Below are 22,799 nucleotides of genomic sequence, written 5' to 3'. Positions count from 1 at the left end.
GGAGGCCCAACGGTGACCGATGTGGTGCATGTGGCGACGAGGTCCGACGTACCGGCCATCGTGTTCGGTTCGCGTCGCGTCAGCTACGCCGAGTTCGGGGCGCGGGTCGACTCACTGGCACGTCATCTGATCTCGATCGGTGTCGGACCCGACGTCGCCGTGGCGGTCGCGATCCCGCGTTCGGTTGAGCTGCTCGTCGCCGTTCACGGCGTCGTCGCCGCCGGCGGTCACTATGTGCCGCTCGACATCGACGCGCCGCACGACCGCACCCGGTACATGCTCGAGACCGCGGGCGCACGGTTGGCCCTCGTCACCGCCGACTCGGCCGTCGAGTTGCCGGCCGATGTCACCGCGGTCGTGGTCGACACGACCACCGAGATCGACCTCGCCACCCCACCGGTGACCCACGACGAACGTCGCGCGCCACTACAGTCCGCCGACGCCGCCTACACGCTGTTCACCTCGGGGTCGACCGGTCGGCCGAAGGGTGTCACCGTGTCGCATTCGGCGATCGTGAATCGCCTGGAATGGATGCGGGACTGGTACTCGATCAAGGATTCCGATGTCTTCGTGCAGAAGACGCCGGTGACGTTCGACGTGTCGGTGTGGGAGTTGTTCCTGCCGTTCGCGGTCGGGGCCACCCTGGTGGTGGCCGAACCCGAACGTCACGGTGATCCGCGATATCTGGCGGAGGTGATCACGGCCGAGAAGGTGTCGGTCATCCACTTCGTGCCGTCGATGCTGTCGGTCTTCCTGGACGTACTCGGCGACCGCGTGAGCGATCTGTCGTCCCTGCGGTTGACGTTCACCTCCGGTGAGGCGCTGACCGCCCCGGTGGCGCAGGCGCTGGTGGCGGCGTTGCCGCACAACGAGGTCCACAACCTGTACGGCCCCACCGAGGCGGCCGTGGACGTGACCGCCCATCAGGTGCGGGCGGGGGAGACGTCGGTGCCGATCGGCGTCCCGGTCCCGAGCACCACGACCTTCGTCCTCGACTCGCGGCTGCAGCTCGTGCCCTCGGGCGTGCCCGGCGAGCTGTACCTCGGGGGAGTGCAACTCGCGCGCGGCTACGCCTCACAACCCGCGCTGACCGCCGAACGTTTCGTCGCCAGCCCCTTCGCGGCCCCCGCACGCGGGGATGCGGCGGGAAGCGCCGACGGTTTCGGCGAACCCGGAGAGCGTCTGTACCGCACCGGCGACCTCGTGCGCTGGAATGCGCGCGGGCAGCTGGAGTACCTGGGCCGTACGGACTTCCAGGTGAAACTGCGCGGACAGCGACTCGAGCTGGGGGAGGTCGAGTCCGTCCTCATGTCGGCGCCGGGCGTCCTGCACGGGGCCGCCACCGTGGCGAAAGTCTCCGGACAATCCCATCTCGTCGCCTATGTCTCGCCCGCATCAGTCGACGTCGACGCGGTGAAAACAGTTGTCGCGCAGGCGCTTCCGGCCTACATGCGGCCCACGGTGTGGATGACGCTGGAGCATCTGCCGCTGAACAGCGCGGGCAAGGTCGCCCGCCGGCAGCTGCCGGTCCCCGAACTCACCGTCGAGGAGTTCGCGGCGCCCGAGTCCGACGCCGAGACCTCGATCGCGGCCATCGTCGCCGATGTGCTCGGCGTCGATCGCGTCAGCGTGACGCAGTCGTTCTTCGACCTCGGCGGCAACTCGCTGTCCGCGGCCCGGGTGGCGGCGCGCGTGGCCGACCTGCTCGACGTCGACGTGTCGGTGGGCGACCTGTTCGACGCCCCGTCGGTGCGGGATCTGGCCGGCCTGGTGTCCGGGCGCGGGCGGAGCGTCCCGCGCGTCGCCGCCATGCCGCGACCCGCGCGGCTGCCGTTGTCGACGGCGCAGAGTCGGATGTGGTTCATCAACCAGTTCGACACCGCCTCGGCCGCCTACAACATCCCGATGGCGTTGCGTCTGACCGGAACCCTCGATCTCGACGCGCTCGAGGCCGCGGTCGGTGACGTGGTCGCCAACCACGAGATCCTGCGCACCACCTATCCCAGTGACGAGCACGGCCCGATCCAGCTCGTCACCGATCCCGACACGGCCCGCGCACGCCTCGACTGGCGGGCGGCGGACACCGAAGAGGACCTGTTCGTCTCGGCGACGACCGGCTTCGACGTCGCCACCGACCCACCGCTCCGGGTCCGGTACCTGCGTCGGGACGAGACCGTGGTGGACGTGGTGGTCACCGTGCACCACATCGCCTTCGACGGCGAGTCGACCCCGGTGTTCGTGCGCGACCTGCTGGGCGCGTACCTGCACCGTACGAACGGCGCGCCAGCGGTCGCCGCGCCCGCGGTCCAGTACGCGGACTTCGCCCTGTGGCAACGCGAATACCTCGGCGCCGCCGACGATCCGGGCACGCCGATGGGTCGTCAGCTCGCACACTGGCGCACCGTCCTCGCGGACCTCCCCGCGGTGACCGATCTGCCGATGGATCGCCCGCGACCGGCCGTCCTCGACACCGCGGCGGCGGTCGAGTCGGTGACCGTGGACGACGCACTCGCCACCGCCTTGGACGACCTCGCGCGCAGCCGCGACGTCACGCTCTTCATGGTTCTGCACGCCGCGCTCGCCGTCACCGTGGCCCGGCTCGCCTCGACCCGGGACGTCGTGATCGGTACCCCGATCGCGGGCCGTCCCGACGCCGCGCTCCACGACCTCGTCGGCATGTTCGTCAACACCCTCGTGCTGCGCACGGCCGTCGACCCGGCGTCGACGATGGACGATCTCATCGCCACGATCCGCGCCGCAGACCTGGACGCCTTCGCGCACGCGGACGTGCAGTTCGACGATCTGATCGAGGAACTCGCGCCGGAGCGGTCCACGGCCTACCCGCCGCTGGTGCAGATCGCCTACACCCTCGTCGCCGCCGGCGGACGGCCGGAGGAGATCGACCGGGTGGAGCTGTCGGGTCTGAGCGCCGAGCCGCTCGGGGTCGCCTCACCGATCGCCAAGTTCGACCTCACGGTCTCGGTGTCCGAACGCACCGGATCGTCGCCGATGAGGGCCGACTTCCTGTATGCGACCTCGTTGTTCGACCCCGCGACCATCCGCCGCTTCACCGAGGTCTGGCTGCAGGTGATCGCCGCGATGGCGACCGATCCCGCGCTGCCCGTCGGTGACATCGACATCGTCGGCATCGACGCCGCCACGCTCAGCGCACCGAGCCGGAACTCCGTCGGCGAGGCCGTGCCCGCCGCGGACGGCGGGGTGACCGAACCGCTGACCCTCACCGAGCTCCTCTCGCGGCGGGACCTCGACCCCCACCGTCCGGCGCTGGTCCACGACGGTGCGGAGGTCTCCTACGCGGAGTTCGAAGAGCGCACCAATCGCCTGGCGCGACAGCTGATCTCGCGTGGAGTCGGCCCCGGTGACGTGATGGCCGTCGGACTCGAGCGATCCATCGGATCGGTGGTCGCGGTGTTCGGTGTGATCAAGGCGGGTGCCGCCTACGTGCCGATCGACCCCGCCTACCCGAGCGATCGCATCGCGTTCATGGTGTCCGATTCCGGTGTCCGGCTCGGTCTCACCGACGCGTCGACGCGGAGCCGGCTGGGCGAATCATCCTGCGAATGGCTCGAACTCGCCTCGCTCGACGACCCGGCCGTCCCGGGCGGACCCGTCACCGACGCCGAACGTCGCGGGCCGGTGCGACTCGACGACCTGGCCTACCTCGTCTACACCTCCGGCTCCACCGGCCGCCCGAAGGCCGTCGGCGTGCCGCACCGCGGCATCGCGAATTTCGTCGCCGCGCTGACCGAGGTCACCGGGACACCCGCGCAGGCCCCCGACACCCGTGTCCTGCACGTCGCCTCACCGAGCTTCGACGCGTCGGTGCTGGAGATGATGTGGTCGATCGCGGTCGGGCACACCCTCGTCGTCGCACCTGCCTCGGAATACGCCGGCGACGCACTCGGGCGCATCCTCGAACGTGACCGGGTCACCGACACCCTCATCACCCCCACCGTGCTGGCGACCGTCGACCCGCGGCGGGGCCGCTTCGTCCGGAACCTCGTCACCGGGGGCGAGGCATGCCCGCCCGAGCTGATAGCACGGTGGGCCACACCGGAATCCACGCGCCGGATGTTCAACTTCTACGGGCCGTCGGAGGCCACCGTCTGGGCGACCACCGGACGGTCCGAGCCCGGCGCGCCGGTGACCATCGGGCGACCGGTCCGCGGCTTCGCCGCCTATGTCCTCGACGGCCGTCTGCATCCGGTCCCACAGGGTGTGGTGGGTGAGCTCTACCTGTCGACCGGCGACTCGCTGGCGCGCGGTTACCTCGGCCGGCCCGGCCTCACCGCATCGTCCTTCGTGGCCGACCCGTTCGCCCGCGAGCCGGGCCGGCGGATGTACGCCACCGGCGATCTGGTGCGGATCACCGCGGCCGGCGAGATCGAGTTCGCCGGACGCGCCGATCATCAGGTCAAGATCAACGGGCAGCGAGTCGAACTCGGCGAGATCGAGTCCGTTCTCGGCGATCAGCCGGGCGTCGGCTCGGTGGTCGTGACCGGCGTCGACGACGAACACGGGCGCACACGTCTCGTCGCCTATCTCGTGGGCGACGACACCGCGGGAGACGGGCGCCTCGATGCCGACGCGGTCCTCGCCGGGGCGTCGGACCGCCTTGCCGGACACATGATCCCGCACTCCGCGATGGTGCTCGACGAGCTGCCCGTGACCCCGGGCGGCAAGCTCGACCGGCGCGCACTGCCGGTGCCGGAGTTCACCACACCCGCCGACGGGTACGTCGCACCGGCGACGACCGCCGAGGAGACCCTCGCCGCGATCGTCGCGGGACTGCTGGGCCTCGACACCGTCTCGGTGACCGAGTCCTTCTTCGCGCTCGGCGGCGACTCGATCATGTCCATCCAGCTGGCCTCCGCCGCGAAGGCGGCCGGATTGCCTCTGTCGCCTCGAGAGATCTTCGAACAGAAGACCATCCGCGCCATGGCGCGTGTGGCGTCGGCGGGCGGGGACCGCGCCCCGATGCTGGCCGAGCCCGCCGGGGAACCCGCTGGACGGGTCGACCTCCCGCCGATCGTCTCCTGGCTCGTCGACGCCGCGCGGACACCGGCCGACTTCGCCGACTTCAACCAGTCGATGGTGCTCACCGCGCCCCCGGGACTCACCGTCGAGCATCTCGGCGAGGTGCTCGGGGCGGTCGTGGCCGCACACCCGATGCTCGGTGCACGCCTGGAGTCCGTCGGTGACACCTGGATCCTCACCGCCGGAACGCCGTTCGACGCCGACGCCTCGATCGTCGCGTCCACCACCGGCGCGGCCGCCGGCGAGCCCGGGTTCGCCGAGGCACTGGTCGAGGCGCATGCCGAGGCGGCCCGACGCCTCGACCCGGCCGCCGGGCGACTCGTCGCCGCCACGATCGTCACCGGCGCCGCACCCGCGGACTCCGACCACGCGGAGTCGAGCCGACCCGCACGAATCGTGCTCGTACTCCACCACCTCGGCGTCGACGCGGTGTCGTGGCCGATCCTGATCGAGGATCTGCTCACCGTCCACGCGCAACTGACCGCCGGGCAACCGGTGGCGGTGCGTGCCGAGGAGACCTCGCAACGTGCCTGGCAACGGGCCCTCACCTCGCAGCTCGGCGCCCGCCGGGCCGAAGCCGGGTACTGGCTGGACCGCTCGCCGGTCGCCCCCACCGACTTCGGTGCGGCGCTCGAGCCCGACCGCGATCGGTACGGCACCCTGACCTCGATCGTCCACCGCGTCGATCCGGCGATCGTCGATCCGTTGACCACGACCGTGCCCGAAGCATTCTCGTCGTCGGTGGTCGACGTCCTGCTCGCCACGCTGGCCCGCGCGGTCCGCTCCTGGCAGCGCGATCGCGGTATCGCCGACACCGCACCCGTCACCGTGCTCACCGAGGGGCACGGTCGATACGAGGACGTCCTGCTGGCCGGCCCCGAGCCGCGTCGCGCGGACCTGTCGCGCACGGTCGGCTGGTTCACCTCGCTCGCCCCGCTCGCCATCGATCCCGCCGACGACGTCGTCCACGCGGTCAAGGCGGCCAAGGAAGAACGCCTCGGCATGCCCGACTCCGGCATCGGCTATGGCCTCCTGCGGTACGCCGCCGGCGATGACACCACCGATGATGCGGCCGCACAACTGCATTCGCGTCCGCTGCCGACGATCGCGTTCAACTACCTCGGAACCCGCGGCACGACCGGACGGAGCGAGTCGCCGACGACGCCCGACGTGGCCGCAGCGCCCGGCACGCCGTTCCTGCCCGCACCCGACGCACCGTTCCTGCCCGCCACCGTGTCCGACGGGGTGGCCGCGATGAGCGTGCTGACGGTCAACGCGAGCACCGGCGCGTCCCCGGCCGGGCGAGTGCTCTCCGCGGATCTGCAGTTCCCCGCGGCGATCCTGTCGCCGGCAGACGTCGGCGACATCGCGCAACGGTGGACGGCCGAACTCGCCGACGTCGTCCGCCTCGTCGCCGACGGCGTCGACGTCGGTCTCTCACCGGCGGATGTCCCGGGTGCCGAGGTGACGCAGCACGACCTCGACACGGTGGCGGAGCGATTCCCCGGCGCTGCGGTCTGGGCCCTGTCGCCACTGCAGCGCGGACTCTACTTCCAGTCGCAACTCGCAGGTACCGACCAGCTCGATGTGTATGTGACCCAAGCGGTCCTGCACCTCGACGGCGATGTCGATCTCGAGCGGCTGCGCACCGCCGTGGTCGCACTGCTCGATCACCACCGCGCCCTGAAGTCGGGCTTCGTGCGCGTGCCCAGCGGGCACGTGGTGACCGTGGTGCCCGAAACGGTGCCGTTGCGCTGGCGCGTGATCGACGTGCCCGCCACCGACGCCGATGGTCTCCGGGCCGCCGTCCACGAAGTCTCGGCGGCCGAGCGGACCGAGCCGTTCGACCTCGCCGATCCGCCGCTGTTGCGTGCGGTGGTCGTGCGGCACGCGCAGGGGACCAGCGTGGTCATCACCAACCACCACATCCTCTTCGACGGCTGGTCGGGTCCGCTCGTGCTGGCCGACCTGCTCGCGTTGTACGCCACCGGCAGCCCCTTCACCGGTCGGGGAACGGGCGAGCGCACCGACTTCGCGGACTACCTCGCGCGCATCGCCGATGCCGATCTCGACGCCGGTCTCGCCGCGTGGACACGGATCCTCGAGCCGGTCGACGAGCCCACCCTGGTCGCCCCCGGCCTCACCGCTGCCTCCGTCGAGGACGACGGAAACGACACCGCGGCAGCGCATCTGCCGCGCGAGCACCGCTGGGTCCTCGAACCCGAGCTGGTCTCGGGGCTCGAGCGCACGGCGCGGCAGTCGGGGTCGACCATGGCCACGGCACTCCAGCTCGCGTGGGCGGTACTGCTGTCCCGGCTCACCGACAACCGGGTGGTCACCTTCGGCGAGACCGTCTCCGGCCGTCCCGCCGGACTCGACGGCGTCGAGTCGATGGTCGGCCTGTTCATCAACACCCTGCCCGCCGTCGTCGACGTCGATCCGGACGCCACGATCGCGGAGGTCCTCGGCCGGCTGCAGTCGGACAAGACCGCCGTCCTCGATCATCAGCACATCGGCCTGCCCGAGATCCTCACCGCCGTCGGGCGTCCGCAGCTGTTCGACACCCTGACCGTGCACGAGTCCTATCCCGTGGACAACGAGTCGCTGGCCGACGGCGCCGCCAGTGCCGCGGTGGGACTGTCGATCCGGGACGTCGAGGTCTCCGACGCCACGCACTATCCCCTCAACCTCGCGACCTCACCGACCGCATCGGGTATCGCGGTCCGATTGACCTACCTGCCCGACGCCTTCGCCGACGACCAGGTCGCCGTCTTCGCGCGGTCCCTCGTGCGGATCCTGCGGACGATCGCCGACGATGCGCAGACGCGTATCGCCGACATCCCGCCGATGTCGGCGGACGACGAGGCCCGCCTCGACACCTGGGCGACCGGCCCGGAACTGAGTCCGGCCGGTTCGCATGTCGCCGATCTCCTCCTCGAGCGCGTCGCCGCGTCACCCGACGCGATCGCGGTGGTGGGCCCGGCAGGGGAGTCGACCTACGCCGAATTGGGAAGCCGGGTGAGCGTTCTCGCCCGACGGCTGGTCGGTCTCGGGGTCGGGCCGGAGGTCGCGGTCGGGGTCTGCATCCCGCGGTCGGTGGAGATGATCGTCGCCGTCCACGCGATCCTCGTCGCCGGTGGGCAGTTCGTGCCGATGGACCCCGCCGCACCGGCCGACCGCATCGACTATCTGGCGCGTACCGCCGGTGTCGCGGCGGTCCTGGTCGGTCCGGGACAGACCCCGGTGGGTATCGAGGCGCTCGACCCCGGTGTGCCCGTGGTGACCGTCGACGACGACACGGACGGGTCGGCACCGCTCTTCGGCTCCGCCGAACGCGCCTCGGCGGTCGACGGGGCGAATCCGGCCTACACCATCTTCACCTCGGGCTCGACCGGTCGGCCCAAGGGCGTCACGGTGAGCCACGAGACGCTGCGCGCACACCTCGACCACGACCGCGGCGCCTACGATTTCGGGCCCGACGACGTGTTCCTGCAGGTGTTGGAGCTGACCTTCGATCCGTCGGTCGGCGAGATCCTGCGCCCGCTGCTGTCCGGAGGCCGACTCGTGGTCATGGAGCCCGGTGCGCATCGGGACCCGGTCGCCGTACTGCGGTATCTCGCCGACTTCGGCGTGACGTCGGCGACGCTGGTGCCCTCGATGCTCGCGGTACTGACCGAGGTCGCCGATCCCGGACAGCTGCGGGGGCTCTCACGGCTGCGTTTCCTGCACACGGGTGGCGAGGCGCTCCCGCAGAGCGTCGCCGAGACCGTGCGCGAGCTGATCCCGCACGCCCCGATCCACAACCAGTACGGGCCGACCGAGGCGACGATCTACGCGACCGTCGCACGGGTGTCGGGCGACTCGGTCTCCATCGGGCGACCCGTCGCGAACACCACCGCGCTGGTCCTCGACCACCGGTTGCGGCCGGTGGCACCGGGATTCACCGGCGAGCTGTACCTCGGCGGCATCCAGCTGGCACGCGGATACACCTCGCGGCCCGCTCTCACCGCCGAACGCTTCGTGCCGAACCCGTACGGCGAGCCGGGTTCTCGCCTGTACCGGACCGGTGACCTGGTCCGTTGGCGGGCCGACGGCGAGCTGGAATACCAGGGCCGCACCGACTTCCAGGTGAAGCTGCGCGGCCAGCGGATCGAGCTCGGCGAGATCGAGTCGGCCCTCACCTCGGCGCCGGGGGTCGTGTACGCCGCGGCCGCCGTCGTCGAGACCCCGGCCGGCCAGCAGCTGGTGGCCTACCTGACGCCGGCCTCGGTGGACCTCGACACGGTCAAACACTCGGTGGCGCAAGCGCTTCCGGAGTTCATGCGGCCCGGGATGTGGATGCTGCTGGACGAGATGCCGCTCAGCAGCGCGGGCAAGGTCGTGCGACAGCAGCTGCCCGCGCCGACCGTCGACGCCGCCGCGATCGTGCCGCTCGTCGGTGCGCGGGAGACGGCTGTGGCGGCGGTCTTCGCCGAACTGCTGTCGATGTCGGAGGAGAACGTCGGCGCCACCACGAACTTCTTCGAGATCGGCGGCAACTCGCTGTCGGCGATGCGGGCGGCCGCCCGGCTCGGTGACGCCCTCGGTGCCGACGTGACGGTGCGTGACGTCTTCGAGGCGCCGACGCCGCGACTGCTGGCCGAACGCCTCGGCGACCGTACCGGCGGACTCCCGCCGATCGTCGCGGTGAGCCCGCGTCCCGACCGGATTCCGTTGTCGTACGCCCAGCAGCGGATGTGGTTCATCAACCGGTTCGACCCGACGCTGGCGGCCTACAACATTCCGGCCGTGATGCGTCTGACCGGCGCCCTTGATCCCGCGGCACTCGGCGCGGCGATCGCCGACGTCGTCGCGCGTCACGAGATCCTCCGCACCACCTACCCCGAGGCCGGTGGCCGGCCGGTCCAGTCGATCGCCCCGGTCTCCGACATCACGGGTCGGCTCGACCACGAGTTCGTGTCGGCTGCCGACGGTCGCGACGGGGGTGAGGTCGTACTCTCCGCGGTTACCGCCGGCTTCGACCTGACCGTCGACTGGCCGGTGCGGACCCGGTTGATCGAGGTCGGAACCGATTCCGGGACAACGGAGTACATCCTCGCGGTGGTCCTGCACCACGTGGCCTCCGACGGCGAATCCCTGGGTCCGCTCGTCTCCGACCTCACCACCGCCTACCTGGCGCGGGCCGCCGGGGCGCCGCCGCGGTTCGAGCCGCTGCCCGTCCAGTACGCCGACTACGCCATCTGGCAGCGCCGCGCCCTCGGCGACGTCGACGACGCGGAGTCGGTGATGGGCGCCCAGTTGGACTACTGGGCCGCACAACTGGCCGGGATGCCGGACCTGCTCGAACTGCCGACCGACCGGCCTCGTCCCGCGGTCGCCTCGCAGCGCGGCGCACGCGTGCCCTTCACGATCCCGGCGGACGTCACCGCGCGGATCGACACCATCGCCGACGAGTTCGGGGTGACCCCGTTCATGGTGCTGCACGCGGCGTTGGCGATCCTGCTCGCCGACCTGTCGGGGACCGACGACGTGGCGATCGGCACGCCGATCGCCGGCCGGGGCGCCGCGGTGCTCGACCCGCTCGTCGGAATGTTCGTGAACACCCTCGTCCTCCGGACCGCACACTCGGGGGCCGACACGTTCGCCGACGTACTCGGTCGCGTCCGCCGCGTCGACCTCGACGCCTTCGCGCACGCCGACCTCCCGTTCGAGACCCTGGTGGACCGGCTCAACCCGGTCCGTTCCGAGGCCTTCGCCCCGCTCACGCAGGTGTGGCTCACCCTGGATCGCAGCGTGGTGCCCGAGCTGGCCGGACAGACGCTGTCGGCCGATCTCGGCGAGATCTCGGTCACCGCTCTCGATGCGGGCGAAGTGCCGGCGAAGGTCGATCTGCTGTTCTCGGTCGCGAAGGCCGCGTCGGGCGAGAGCTGGTCGGGCGCACTGCAATACGCCACCGACCTGTTCGCGGACTCGACTGCCGCCGGGTTCACGGCCCGGTTCGTCAACCTGCTCGACGCGCTCACGGCGACCCCGACCGCTCCGGTGGCCGCGGCGCCGATCCTGCTGCCGGGGGAGGCCGAGTCCCTGGTGCCGGTGCACGGTGGCGAGGCGGCCGACGCCGTGTTGCTCGGCGAGCTGTTCACCGAGGCCGGTACGCGGTACCGGCGTCGTACCGCGGTGGTCGACGCCACCGGCGCGACGTTGTCGTACTCCGCGCTGCACGCCCGGTCCAACCGCCTGGCGCGCTGGCTGATCGACCGCGGCGTCGGTCCGGAAGTGCTGGTGGCACTGGCGATTCCCCGGTCCGTCGACCTTCTGGTCGCGATCTGGGCGGTCGCCAAGACCGGCGGCGGGTACGTCCCGATCGATCCGGATTACCCTGCCGAACGGGTGGCGACCATGGTGGAGGACTCCGGCGCCCGGATGGGTCTGTCGGTCGCCGGCGTCGGGGCGCTGCCGGACGAGGGCTTCGAGTGGATCCGGCTCGACGACGCCTCGGTGCTGGCCGAACTCGACGCCACCCCGGACGTCACGGTGGAGCCGGCCGAGCTGGCCGGTCCGGTCCGCGTCGACAACGTCGCCTACGTCATCTACACCTCGGGGTCGACGGGTCGCCCCAAGGGTGTCGCGGTGTCGCACTCGGGACTGCGGAATTTCGCCGTCGCGAAGTCGCGGGCGATGGGCACCGAAGACGGGGCGGTCGTCCTGGGATTCGCGTCCCCGAGTTTCGACGCCTCCGTGCTCGAATACCTCCTCGCGACGATCAACGGTGGGACGCTCGTCTACCGCCCGTCGACGGCGGTCGGCGGTGCGGAGCTGCAGGAGTTCATGCAGCGACACGAGGTCGCCACGACCTTCCTCACCCCGTCGGTGCTGTCCACGCTCGACCCGGCTGTGCTGCCGAGCCTGCAGGCGGTGTCCGCGGGCGGCGAGGCGGTTCCGCAGTCGGTGATGGACGAGTGGTCATCGCACACCCGCATCCACAACGGCTACGGCCCGACCGAGACGACGATCATGATCGCGGTCGGCGAGGCGGCGACACCGGGCGACCCGGTCCGCCTCGGCGGCCCGTTGCCCGGCGTCGAGTTCCTGGTGCTCGACGCACACCTGCGACCGGTGCCGGTCGGCGTGGCCGGGGAACTCTACGTCCTCGGACCCGCCCTCTCGCGCGGCTACCTCGACAAGCCCGACCTGACCGCCTCGCGATTCGTCGCCAGTCCGTACGCGGGGTCCGGACGCCGGATGTACCGGACCGGCGACGTCGTGCGGTGGCGCGAGTCGCGCTCGGGCGCACTCACGCTCGAGTACTCCGGTCGGAGCGACGACCAGGTGAAGCTCCGCGGACTGCGCATCGAGCTCGGCGAGATCGAGGCGGTGCTGCGGTCGGCGCCCGAGGTGCGTTCGGCGGTCGTCGTCGGCGTCGGGGCGTCGGGGACACCGAGTTCGGTGGCGTCGAGCCTGGCCGCCTATGTCGTCGGGGACGGCGTCCAGGTGGACGCTCTGCGGGACCTGCTGGCCGCGCAGGTCCCCGCGCACATGGTGCCCGCGTCGATCACGGTGCTCGACGAGTTCCCGCTGACCCCGGTCGGCAAGCTCGACCGCGCGGCGCTGCCCGCACCCGAGGTGGCCACCGTCGAGTTCGTCGCGCCGGCCACCCCGGTCGAGCAGGCGATCGCCGACGCCTATGCCGAGATCCTCGGCGTCGAGCGGGTCGGGGCCACCGACAGCTTCTTCGACCTCGGCGGCAATTCGCTGTCGGCCACTCGCGTCGCGGCCGCGCTACGCGACCGCAACGGCTTCGACATCGAGCTCGCGTGGCTGTTCAACGATCCGACCGTGCGTGGTCTCGCCCGACGACTGGCCGACGGCAACTCGGTGAGCAGCGACGTCGTGATCACCCTCCGCGGCGAGGGATCGCGGCCGCCGCTGTTCTGTGTGCACCCCGCCGGCGGCCTCGCCTGGTTCTACGGTGGGCTCGCACCCCACCTGCGGGATCGGCCGATCTACGGGCTGCAGGACCCGCACGTGGTGACCGGAGAACCGAGCGTGACCGACGCGCGGGCACTGGCCCGGCGCTACGTCGAGGAGATCCGCCGCGTCCAGCCGAGCGGCCCGTACCACCTGCTCGGCTGGTCCGTCGGCGGTGTCATCGCGCACGCCATGGCCACCCACCTCGTCGAACTCGGTGAGAGCGTCGCCTACCTGGGGATCATGGACTCGCGGCCGGAAGACGAGCCCGTGATCGTCGGTCACGAGCGTCCGTCGACCGACGAGGACGCGTCCGGGAGGGTCGCCGAGTCCGGCGCCGCACCGGGGTCCACCGTCGCCGAGACCATCGAGCCCGACGCGTCGACGGTGGTCGACGTCCTGGGCGGCTGGCGGGATCTCTTCGATCTCGGCGACGACGTGCAGGCGTCCACCTCCGAGGAGGTCACCGCGATCATCCGGCAGCAGATCTCCGGCATGGGTCTGCTGGCGGAGGATCAGGTGGAGCGCATCATGGACAGCTTCGATTCCTCCACCCAGGTGGTCCTCGACTACCGGCCGGACGTCTTCGCGGGCGACATGCACGTCTTCACGGCCACGGAGGACAAGGACGACCCGTCCCTGCTGGCCGGTGCCTGGCGGCCGTTCGTGACCGGTGCGATCGACAACGTCGACGTCGCCACACACCACCTCGGGATGGCGAACGCCGACGCGCTGGCGGTCATCGGGCCGACTCTCGACGCCCAGCTGTCGCGGATCGACGCCACGGACGGTCGGGGACCGGAATGAGGGGATTTGCGTGACATCATCGACCTGACCTCGCCGACGTCCCGGCCGAGAGCCATTACGTTCGACAACAACAAATGCAGGCGGGTGACGACAGTCGCCGCGCCAACGGAGAAAGGACACCCATGACGAACCCATTCGACGACGAGGACGGCCGCTTCTACGTGCTCGTCAACGACGAGAACCAGCACTCGCTGTGGCCGACCTTCGCGGACATCCCCGCCGGATGGACCAAGGTCTTCGGCGAGGACAGCCGGGCGGCGTGCCTGGAGTATGTCGAGCAGAACTGGACCGACCTCCGGCCCAAGAGCCTCATCGAGGCCATGGAGGCGGACAAGGGCGGCGACGCCTGAGCCTCGGTTCGGGGGTTCGACACTCGCGATCTGCAAAGTCGGACTAGCTTGAATGTCGGGACAGTTGCATGTGGATAACAGGTAACGAAGCAACCCACTGGGTTCCTGTTTCAACTGCAGTCACAGCCGTAACATCGAAGTACAGCAGAGTTACGGGAATTGTTGTGGAATATCCCACACATGTTGAGCCAGTGTTCTACTACTTGAATGAGGTAGGGCACACTGGGTTGAAGGATCGCTCGGTGCCAACGTCAGGGGAGGCGCGGACACGGCGATCGACGCTCCACGGGCGGGAAGGCAGTAATCATGGACCAGCTACTTCTGGACGACATCCAGAACCGAGGGGCGATCACGCCCCATCTGACAGCAGTTCGGCTGGGCGATGAGGCTCTCACCTATGGTGAACTCGCCGATCGCGTCGAAGACTACGGAAACGTGCTCGCCGAGTACGGCATGTCGCCGACCTCGGCGTTCTACGCCGCTCTGATGCACTGCATGCCGTCGCTCGCCGACATCGACCCGGTGGACGCCAGGCTGCAGGTCATCGGCGAGATCCAGGCATGGCTCGGTCGCGAACGCGGCGAGGTGGCCTCGGTCAGGCCGCGGCTGCGCGCAGTCAGCTAGTCCCCGACACACCGATACCACGACGAGACCCGCCGAACGGCGGGTCTCGTCGTTTCTGTGGCGTCCATCTGCCCGGGCGCTGCTCAGCCGAGGCGCGGGCGTTCTTGTGTTACTACAGTCCGGCGAGGAAGAGGACGAGGAGCAGGATCGGGCCACCGACGACCATGCTGCCGGCGCCGGTCACGATGCCGGTGATCGCGCGGCCGGTTCCCTTGCGCTCCGCGGGGGCGCGACGGACCTGTCTGACGGCGACGGCCCCGGAGACCACGGCGACCAGACCGAGAACCGCTCCCAGGCCGAGGACGAGCGTCAGGGGAATCGAGATCAGGCCGGTGGTCAGCGCCAGCGATGCGGCCGGAGCGACGGGACGGCCGCCGACGGGCCGGGTCAGGTAGGGCGCCGGGCGGGGCGGAACCGGTCCGGCCGGTAACGGCATCGCGGCCAGGGACACCGGGCCGGCGTTCTGCAGGTCCCAGAAGTCGCCCACGGGCGGGAGTGCGGCATGTTCACGTGCGGGAGGCCTGGTCTGCACTCGGGTCGCCGACCGCGGAGTCGGTCTCGCCGCGGTGTCGATCCTGGTCGGGACCGGTGAGTCCGGCGTAGAAGTTCCGGCGGCGACGACGACGCGCTCGGGCTCCGGCTCGGTCGCGTCCGGGAGTTCGGTGTCGTCGAGATCGTTGACCAGTGGCCACCGCTCATGCCGTTCGGTCACCGGCGGAGCGAACGGTTGGGTGGGATGATCGGTACGCACGTACATCTCCTCGCCGTCCGGCGCCGGGGCGGAACCGCACCCGTCCGAGTGTAGGCGAGGAGGCGACGTGGGCCGGGGGTCTAGTTGCCCTCTTGCTGGCCGCTACCCATGCTGATCAGCTGCTGGATGGCGTCACCACTGAGCTTCCAGTCGCCGTCGACCTTCACGAAGCCGAGCTGGATGTCGACCGGTGCCGGCGAATGCGGGCTCTTCACGGCGACGGTCGCGGTGGCCTTGTCTCCGTCCTCGGTGACCTCTTTGACCGAGAACGCGTCCGGGGTGTACCCCGCCGCGGACGCACCCTTCGCGAACGCCATGGCGGCCGGCTTGGTCGCGGGGTTGGTGACGTCGATGACGTCGTCGAGCTCCTCGGACGAGGTGGCCGGATCGATGGCCTGGCGGAGGGTTTCCTGCGCGTCGTCGTTGCTGAGCCCGGTGACCTCGTCGACCGCGGAGCTGGCGGCGGTCTCGACCTGGCTGGCAGCGGACTCGACGGCCGTCGACACCGCACTCGTGGCCTCGTCGACGGTGTCGGTGGACTCCGAACAACCGGTGACGACGAACAACGCGGCCCCGGCGAGGGTGACGGCAGCGACGGACTTCCGGATCTTCATGCGACTCTCCTCGGTTGGGTTGCGTACTCCGCAGTGAGCCAACACTAACTCACCGCCCTCCGGAATTAATCGGACCGCGGTCCGGTTATGGTCTGCGTAACCACGACAAGGAGGCGCGACATGCAGTTCGGACTCTTCAGCGTCAGCGACATCACCGTCGACCCCACCACGGGTACGACGCCGACCGAGCACGAGCGGATCAAGGCGATCGTCGAGATCGCGAAGAAGGCCGAGGACATCGGTCTCGACGTGTTCGCACTTGGCGAGCACCACAACGAGCCGTTCTTCTCGTCGTCGCCCACCACGACCCTCGCCTACATCGCGGCGCAGACCCAGCGCCTGCAACTGAGTACTGCGACCACGCTGATCACCACCAACGACCCGGTGAAGATCGCCGAGGACTTCGCCATGCTGCAGCACCTCGCCGACGGGCGTGTCGACCTGATGCTCGGGCGCGGCAACACCGGTCCGGTGTACCCGTGGTTCGGGCAGGACATCAGGCAGGGCATTCCACTCGCGATCGAGAACTACCACCTGCTGCACCGGTTGTGGACCGAGCACGTCGTCGACTGGGAGGGACAGTTCCGCACCCCGCTGACGTCCTTCACCTCGACCCCTCGTCCGCTCGACGATGTGGCACCGTTCGTCTGGCACGGCTCGATCCGGAGTCCCGAGATCGCGGAACAGGCCGCCTACTACGGCGACGGCTTCTTCGCGAACAACATCTTCTGGCCGAATGAGCACTTCCAGCGGTTGATCAACTTCTATCGCGAACGGTACGAGCACTACGGACACGGCAAGGCCCATCAGGCCATCGTCGGACTCGGCGGGCAGTTCTTCATCCGGCCGAAGTCGCAGGACGCGGTGCGGGAATTCCGTCCGTACTTCGACAACGCGCCGGTGTACGGCCACGGGCCGTCGCTCGAGGACTTCACCTCGCAGACGCCGCTGACCGTCGGCAGCCCGGCCGAGTTCGTCGACAAGACGCTGACCTTCCGGGAGACCTTCGGCGACTACCAGCGTCAGTTGTTCCTCGTCGACCATGCGGGACTTCCGCTCAAGACCGTGCTGGAGCAGCTCGACCTGCTCGGCGAGGTGTTGCCGGACCTGCGGGCCGGATTCGCCGAGGGTCGCCCCGCCGACGTTCCCGAGGCGCCGACGCACTCGTCGCTCGTCGCCGCGCGCCGGGATGTCGAGGAAGGTGTGGAGGTGTCGTCGTGACCGCACTGCGGATCGTCGCGGTGAACGCGGGCCTGTCCGAACCGTCGTCGACGCGACTGCTCATCGACCGGATGGTCGCGGCGGTCACCGAACGACTCGGGTCGGGGCGCGCGGACGTCCAGATCGTCGACCTGCGTGACCTCGCCGGGGACCTCGGCCAGGCGATGACGGTCGGCTTCGCCTCGGGCGGGGCCCGCACGGCGCTCGACGCGGTCGAGGGCGCGGACGCCCTGATCGTGGCGACGCCGGTGTTCAACGCCTCCTACAGCGGGCTGTTCAAGATGTTCTTCGATCTCGTCGACATCGATGCGATGGCGGGTAAGCCGGTGCTGATCGGCGCGACCGGTGGCAGCCCACGACACTCGATGGTGCTCGATCACGCACTGCGACCGCTGTTCGCCTACCTGCGCACCGTCGTCCTGCCGACCGGCGTCTACGCCGCATCGGCGGACTGGGCGGGCGCCGGTGGGGACACCGCCTCGCTGAACGACCGCATCGACCGTGCCGCAGCCGAACTCGCGTCGCTTCTCACGCCGCGGGGCGGTGCGGGTCCGGTGGACGCCCCCGCCCGGGGACCGTCGATCGCATCCGATGCGGCCGGCGGCCGGCAGCAGGCGGTCGAGGCCGCGGGAATCGCGAACTTCGCGAGGTTGCTCGGCACGGCGTGATGGCCGGCTGAGAGTCGCCCGGTCGACAAACCCAGCACAGATGGACAGACGCGCCCCCGAATCGGGAGCGCGTTTGTGCATCCGTGGTGGGTTTGCGGTCTGTTCGGTTCAAGGGGTGGCGCGCCCGGGTGTGTTGTTCCGGGCGCGCAGACGCGAATGCGGTAGCGGCGGGGCGGGCAGGTACTGGGTCGATCCGACGTAACCGTGGACCTGCCCGAACCGTTCGCTGTGGGCTTCCCACTGGTCCCGGTAGGCGACGATCTCCTCGTGCGTGCGACCGATGAAGTTCCACCACATGACGATGTCCTCCGACAGCGGTGCGCCGCCGAGGAAGACGACGCGCGCGTCGGTGTCGGCGACGTTGGTCAGTGTGATCCGTCGCGCGCCGAGCCCGAGGTAGCCCAGTTCGGTGCGGGACAGCGGTGCCGCATCGGTTCCGGCGACCTGTATGGCCCCGGTGTCGACCAGGATGCCGTGTTCGTGGGTGGGATCGACGTCGATGTCGACCGTGGCGCCGGGCGCGAAGTCCAGCTGGGCGCCGGTCAGCGGCGTGAACGTGTGCACCGGCGAGCGCGTGCCGAACAGGTCTCCGAGGAAGACCTTGGCGGTCACTCCGCCGAGGTCGAGCGCGTCGGGCCGGTGGTGCGCGAAGTCGCGTGGGGTGTCGGCCTTGTCGGCCGGCAGGGCGACCCACAGCTGCACGCCGTGCAGAGTCGTGGTGTCGGGTGTCGAGACCTCCGTGTGCGCGATCCCGTGTCCGGCGGTCATCAGGTTGATCTCGCCGGGGCGGACCATCGCGTGGTTGCCCATCGTGTCCCGGTGCTCGACCTCCCCGGTGAACAACCAGCTGACCGTCTGGAGTCCGGTGTGGGGGTGCGGCGGAACGTCCATCCCGCCGCTGCTCGCGACGTCGTCGGGACCGTAGTGGTCGATGAAACACCAGGCCCCGATCAGCGACCGGGACCGCTGCGGCAGCGTCCGGTGCACGGTCATCGCGCGCGGCCCGCCGAGCGGTACGTCGCGGGCGGTGAGTACGTCCATGTGGAGGAGGCCCGAACCCGAGGCGATGCCGGCCCCGGCGCGGCATTCGACCTCGACGGGGTCCGTTTCCAGATTGCTCATGGATCCATTGTCCGCGACCGCGGCCCGGGCGTCCGCAGACCCGCGTCCACGGGAGCCGCCGGCGCCCTCAGACGAGCGTGGGGTCCTCGAAACGCATCGTGATCCGGTCCACCGAGCTGGACATGAGCGCATGTCGGCCGAGCCGCAGCGACCGCAGTTCGTCGGCGATCGGGTGGTCGCCGAGGGTCAGGCGCGCACCGCCGATCCGGGTGCGGGTTCCGCCGGTGGAGGTCAGGCGCCACGGTGTCATCCGGGTGATGCCGTCGAGCTGTGAGTAGGCGTGCAACACGGTGTCGGCGGTGGAGTCGGGGACCTTGATCCCCGGCTTCACGCTCAGGTCGGCGATGAGCGCGTCATCGGCGACGAGCCGGCCGTGTCTCGTGGCCGAGGAGTGGTCGACGTCGAACTCGGCGAGCGTCTTGGGGAAGCCCCAGATGCCTCTGCCGGCGGCCAGGGTGAACTCGCCGTCGACCGGGAGGCGGTGCACGAGCGCACGCGCGTCGCCTTTCAGCAGGGAACGCACTGCCCGGACCGGTGAGGCGGGCGGGGCGGTCGGGTCCTCGACGAGGAAACACACCCCGAACTCGTTATACGGTCCGAGATCGCCGTCGACGTAGTCGACGAACACGAGCATGCACATCGTGCGACCGGGCCGGATGCGCAGCGGCCGGAGGATGCCGGGCCGCGCCGACTGGGCGTCGATGGCCCGGGTGACGGCTGCGGTGTCGGCGGTGAACCCGGCGACGAAGCACCGGGCGTGCCGGATCTCGACCGGCATCGTCACCGTGGTGCCGAGGACGTCGTGGGTCGAAGGTGCGCTCACCTGTTCTCCTTCTCGGGGTGGGATCGCGACCGGTCGACGGCGCGGACGGGCCTGAATCGCGATTTCTAGAACATGTTCTAGTCTTGCACGGTCGCGGATGTCGCGAGGTGGCGATGTCCCCAAGAATGTGGACACAAACGGTTCCAGATTGGGACAGATCGTCGCTGGTGAGGTCGTCGACGGGGGATTGTGTCCGACTCGTCGGATACGTTCGCTGAGTACAACGTCGCAAAACGCTGTGTACTTGCTGAGAACCGGGTCGTCGTGAGGCAGGCGCAGCTGTCGCGGCCGATCGCGCCGACGGGTTCCGAGGGGGTGAACGCGATGACGACAGGACCGTCGGAGGATGGCGGGTCGCTCGTCCGCGTCGGGATGGTCGACGACCATCGATCGCCGATCTGGGGGATAGAGCGCGTGCTCGACCCGATCGCCGACATCTCGCTGGTCTGCGCTGCCTCGACAGTCGACGGTGTGCTCGGCGGGATGCCCCTCGACGTCGTCCTCCTGGACCTGCGCCTCGACGACGGCACGACGCCTCGCGAGAATGTCACCACCTTGTCCGCCGCCGGGGTCGCCACTGTCGTCTACACGTCCGGCGAGCATCCGGCTCTGCTGCGGTCGGCGGCTCGGGCCGGAGCGCTCGGCGTGGTCCTCAAATCGGCCGACGAGTCGGTCATCATCGATGCGATCCGGTCGGCGGCCCGGGGCAGGGCGGTTCTCACCACGGAGTGGGCCGCAGCCATCGACGGCGATCCGGAGCTCGCCGCGGTGGACCTGTCTCCTCAGTTGCAGAAGGTCTTGGCGCTCTACGCATCCGGGGAGACCTCGGCTCGGGTCGGCGCCGCCCTGGGGGTGTCCGCCGAGACGGTCAACGAATACCTCAAGAGGATTCGCCAGAAATACGCGGATGCGGGGAGGCCTACGCACACCAAGGTGGACCTGTTCAAACGTGCGGTCGAAGACGGCTGGTTGCCGGTGCCGCAGCGGCGCCGACGGACCAGCGGAGCGGTCTCCGACGACTTTCGGGGGCGCCGGCGGTGAGCGGAGTGCGAACCGCCCGCGAGTGGTGACACTGCCCGGAGGTCGGGGATGCCGACCAGAAGACAGAGGAGGGGAGCAAATGGGGAATCGGATGCGAGATCGGTTGGGACGGGCCGAGGTCCCCAGTTCTGGGTCTACCGACCAACACCACGGCCGACCTACCGTGGGACAACGATGAGAACGCGTGGAGCGTGCGGCGCGGGGGACGTCAGCGATGCGCTGATCGAAAAGGGGATGGGATCAATGACGGCGACCACACAGATCTTCGCGACCGGCGCCCTGCCGGCACCACGACGTGCCGATGGGCCGGACCTGATGGGGCACAAGCCCGTTGCGCGTCTGGCGGACTACCGGGGGAGCGGGGAGGTGGGCGCCGCGATCCCTCGACCGAGCCTGTCGGACCGCGAGATCGAGGTCTTGCTGGCATGGCTCGCCGCCGACTCCAAGGAAGATGCCGCGGCGCGCCTGTTCATCTCGGCGTCGACGGTCAGCACGCACCTTGCACGAATCCGTGCCAAGTACACCGCCGTCGGACGGGGTGCGCCGACCAAGACTCATCTCTTCGCTCGCGCTCTGCAGGACGGATACACGGGCCTCGACGCGTGGTGAGTTCCCGACCGATGGGCCGAGTCGGGTGACGCGGACGCCGGCCGGACCTCATCGCAGGTCGCGTTCGATCCGCGGCCAGGTCTGGTACAGGTCGTCCTGCCAGTAGCCCCATGAGTGGGTGCCGGCCGGGCGGAAGTTGACGTGCACCGGGACGTCGAGCGAACGCATGCGCTCGACCATCTGCCGCGTGCAGATGTCGATCGCGACCTCGATCCCGCCGCCCACGATCGCCTGGTTGGCCAGTGTGAAGCCGTCGCCCGCGATGCTCGGGTCGGCCAGCTTTTCGTGGACTCCCGGCGCTCCCGTGCCGGTGGTCATGTAGACCTTGCTGCCACGGAGTTTCGCCGCGTTCAGGTAGGGGTCGTTGGCCCGCCATCCGGGACCGTCGAGAGGTCCCCACATGTTGGTCATGTCTGCCTGGCCGCGGTCCTCGACGACCAGCCGGATGTACTGCTGCCCGGCGGGATCACTGGTCCGGGCGCACCCGCTGAAGGCGGCCACGGACCGGTACAGCCCGGGGGCCGCGATGGCGAGGTTGAGCACAGATGTCCCCGCCATGGAGATCCCGGCGATCGCGTTGACCCCGGTGGTGTCGAATTCGTCGTCGACGAGCGGTGGGAGTTCCTTGGTGAGGAAGGTCTGCCACTTGTTGCGGCCCAGCGCCGGGTCGTCGCGTTGCCAGTCGGTGTAGTACGAGTAGGCGCCACCGATCGGCGTGACGACGTAGGCGTGCTTGTCGCCGAAGTACCGCTTGTAGGTGGTCCGTGCGTCCCAGGTCGCGGAGTCCTCACCGCCACCTGCGCCGTTCAGCAGATAGAAGGTGGGGGCCGGCCGGGAGCGGTCCCGGGGAGTGAGAACGGTGACCGGAACCGTTCGGTTCATGGCCGCGGAGTGGACCAGCAGGGTCACCTGTTGTGCGCCGTCGCGGTAGGAGTCGACGATGCGGGAACCGTCGGGAGCCGACGGCGGTGCCGCGGAAGCCGGCGCCCCGGGCGCGGTCGCGAGGCCCGCGATGACCGCACACACCGTCATCACCCCGGCGAGCAGCTTCCAACCGTCGAGAGGTCGACGACCGTTTCCGTTCACACCGCACCCACTCGTTCTCGAGACGCACCCGTTCGCCGACGCACCGAACGGCTCCTC

12 protein-coding genes are annotated in these 22,799 nt (G+C 69.9%); 7 read left to right on the top strand and 5 right to left on the bottom strand.

Annotated elements, in window-relative coordinates; translation table 11 throughout:
* Positions 1-12: 12 nt before the first annotated feature.
* The 3 genes from KTR9_RS19775 to KTR9_RS19765 all read left to right on the top strand — a co-directional run bounded on the left by KTR9_RS19775 (position 13) and on the right by KTR9_RS19765 (position 14,807).
* Positions 13-13,833 (top strand): non-ribosomal peptide synthetase, encoded by a 13,821-nt coding sequence (locus KTR9_RS19775; RefSeq protein WP_014927847.1) that lies wholly within the window; start codon positions 13-15, stop codon positions 13,831-13,833.
* Between the two features lie 122 nt (positions 13,834-13,955).
* Positions 13,956-14,183 (top strand): MbtH family protein, encoded by a 228-nt coding sequence (locus KTR9_RS19770; RefSeq protein WP_010842256.1) that lies wholly within the window; start codon positions 13,956-13,958, stop codon positions 14,181-14,183.
* Between the two features lie 306 nt (positions 14,184-14,489).
* Positions 14,490-14,807, top strand: coding sequence for a hypothetical protein (locus KTR9_RS19765; protein WP_010842255.1), 318 nt, complete (start codon positions 14,490-14,492; stop codon positions 14,805-14,807).
* A gap of 112 nt (positions 14,808-14,919) precedes the next feature.
* Here KTR9_RS19765 and KTR9_RS19760 read toward each other — a convergent pair whose 3' ends face one another.
* Together KTR9_RS19760 and KTR9_RS19755 are read right to left on the bottom strand one after the other, a co-directional pair.
* Positions 14,920-15,558 carry a hypothetical protein gene (locus KTR9_RS19760; protein WP_044508140.1) on the bottom strand — a complete coding sequence of 213 codons (639 nt, stop codon included), beginning with the start codon at positions 15,556-15,558 and terminating at the stop codon, positions 14,920-14,922.
* A gap of 80 nt (positions 15,559-15,638) precedes the next feature.
* Entirely contained in the window at positions 15,639-16,172 is a 534-nt protein-coding gene (locus KTR9_RS19755) for a hypothetical protein (protein WP_010842253.1), read from the bottom strand.
* A 120-nt stretch (positions 16,173-16,292) separates the two neighbouring features.
* Here KTR9_RS19755 and KTR9_RS19750 point away from each other — a divergent pair, with 120 nt between their 5' ends.
* Both KTR9_RS19750 and KTR9_RS19745 read left to right on the top strand, forming a co-directional pair.
* Positions 16,293-17,393 carry an LLM class flavin-dependent oxidoreductase gene (locus KTR9_RS19750; protein ID WP_014927844.1) on the top strand — a complete coding sequence of 367 codons (1,101 nt, stop codon included), beginning with the start codon at positions 16,293-16,295 and terminating at the stop codon, positions 17,391-17,393.
* Entirely contained in the window at positions 17,390-18,061 is a 672-nt protein-coding gene (locus KTR9_RS19745; RefSeq protein ID WP_014927843.1) for a CE1759 family FMN reductase, read from the top strand. The genes KTR9_RS19750 and KTR9_RS19745 overlap by 4 nt, the downstream gene beginning before the upstream one ends.
* Before the next feature lie 108 nt (positions 18,062-18,169).
* On the opposite strand, the gene KTR9_RS19740 is transcribed toward KTR9_RS19745, so the two are convergent.
* Positions 18,170-19,183: a pirin family protein gene (locus KTR9_RS19740; RefSeq protein WP_014927842.1), complete on the bottom strand. Its 1,014-nt coding sequence runs from the start codon at positions 19,181-19,183 to the stop codon at positions 18,170-18,172.
* A 67-nt stretch (positions 19,184-19,250) separates the two neighbouring features.
* Positions 19,251-20,006 carry an acetoacetate decarboxylase family protein gene (locus KTR9_RS19735; protein WP_014927841.1) on the bottom strand — a complete coding sequence of 252 codons (756 nt, stop codon included), beginning with the start codon at positions 20,004-20,006 and terminating at the stop codon, positions 19,251-19,253.
* Between the two features lie 324 nt (positions 20,007-20,330).
* Between KTR9_RS19735 and KTR9_RS19730 the strand changes: the two genes are divergently transcribed.
* Both KTR9_RS19730 and KTR9_RS19725 read left to right on the top strand, forming a co-directional pair.
* On the top strand, positions 20,331-21,047 hold the full coding sequence (locus tag KTR9_RS19730; RefSeq protein WP_238553945.1) for a DNA-binding response regulator: 717 nt from the start codon (positions 20,331-20,333) through the stop codon (positions 21,045-21,047).
* A 243-nt stretch (positions 21,048-21,290) separates the two neighbouring features.
* Entirely contained in the window at positions 21,291-21,656 is a 366-nt protein-coding gene (locus KTR9_RS19725; protein WP_044507140.1) for a response regulator transcription factor, read from the top strand.
* Positions 21,657-21,704: 48 nt separating this feature from the next.
* Here KTR9_RS19725 and KTR9_RS19720 read toward each other — a convergent pair whose 3' ends face one another.
* A complete protein-coding gene (locus KTR9_RS19720) occupies positions 21,705-22,742 on the bottom strand; it encodes an alpha/beta hydrolase (RefSeq protein WP_014927837.1) in 1,038 nt (345 codons plus the stop codon).
* Positions 22,743-22,799: the final 57 nt, after the last annotated feature.

Origin of the sequence: Gordonia sp. KTR9 (assembly GCF_000143885.2) — a bacterium.
GTDB lineage: Bacteria > Actinomycetota > Actinomycetes > Mycobacteriales > Mycobacteriaceae > Gordonia.
The sequence above is the reverse complement of the archived record's forward strand: the minus strand, read 5'-3'. Positions and strand labels throughout refer to the sequence as shown.

Excerpts from the sequence above, each read along its gene's own strand:
- KTR9_RS19750 (WP_014927844.1), top strand. The coding sequence starts at position 16,293 with ATGCAGTTCGGACTCTTCAGCGTCAGCGACATCACCGTCGACCCCACC.
- KTR9_RS19765 (WP_010842255.1), top strand. The coding sequence starts at position 14,490 with ATGGACCAGCTACTTCTGGACGACATCCAGAACCGAGGGGCGATCACG.
- KTR9_RS19725 (WP_044507140.1), top strand. The coding sequence starts at position 21,291 with ATGACGGCGACCACACAGATCTTCGCGACCGGCGCCCTGCCGGCACCA.
- KTR9_RS19755 (WP_010842253.1), bottom strand. The coding sequence starts at position 16,172 with ATGAAGATCCGGAAGTCCGTCGCTGCCGTCACCCTCGCCGGGGCCGCG.
- KTR9_RS19740 (WP_014927842.1), bottom strand. The coding sequence starts at position 19,183 with ATGAGCAATCTGGAAACGGACCCCGTCGAGGTCGAATGCCGCGCCGGG.
- KTR9_RS19730 (WP_238553945.1), top strand. The coding sequence starts at position 20,331 with ATGACGACAGGACCGTCGGAGGATGGCGGGTCGCTCGTCCGCGTCGGG.
- KTR9_RS19770 (WP_010842256.1), top strand. The coding sequence starts at position 13,956 with ATGACGAACCCATTCGACGACGAGGACGGCCGCTTCTACGTGCTCGTC.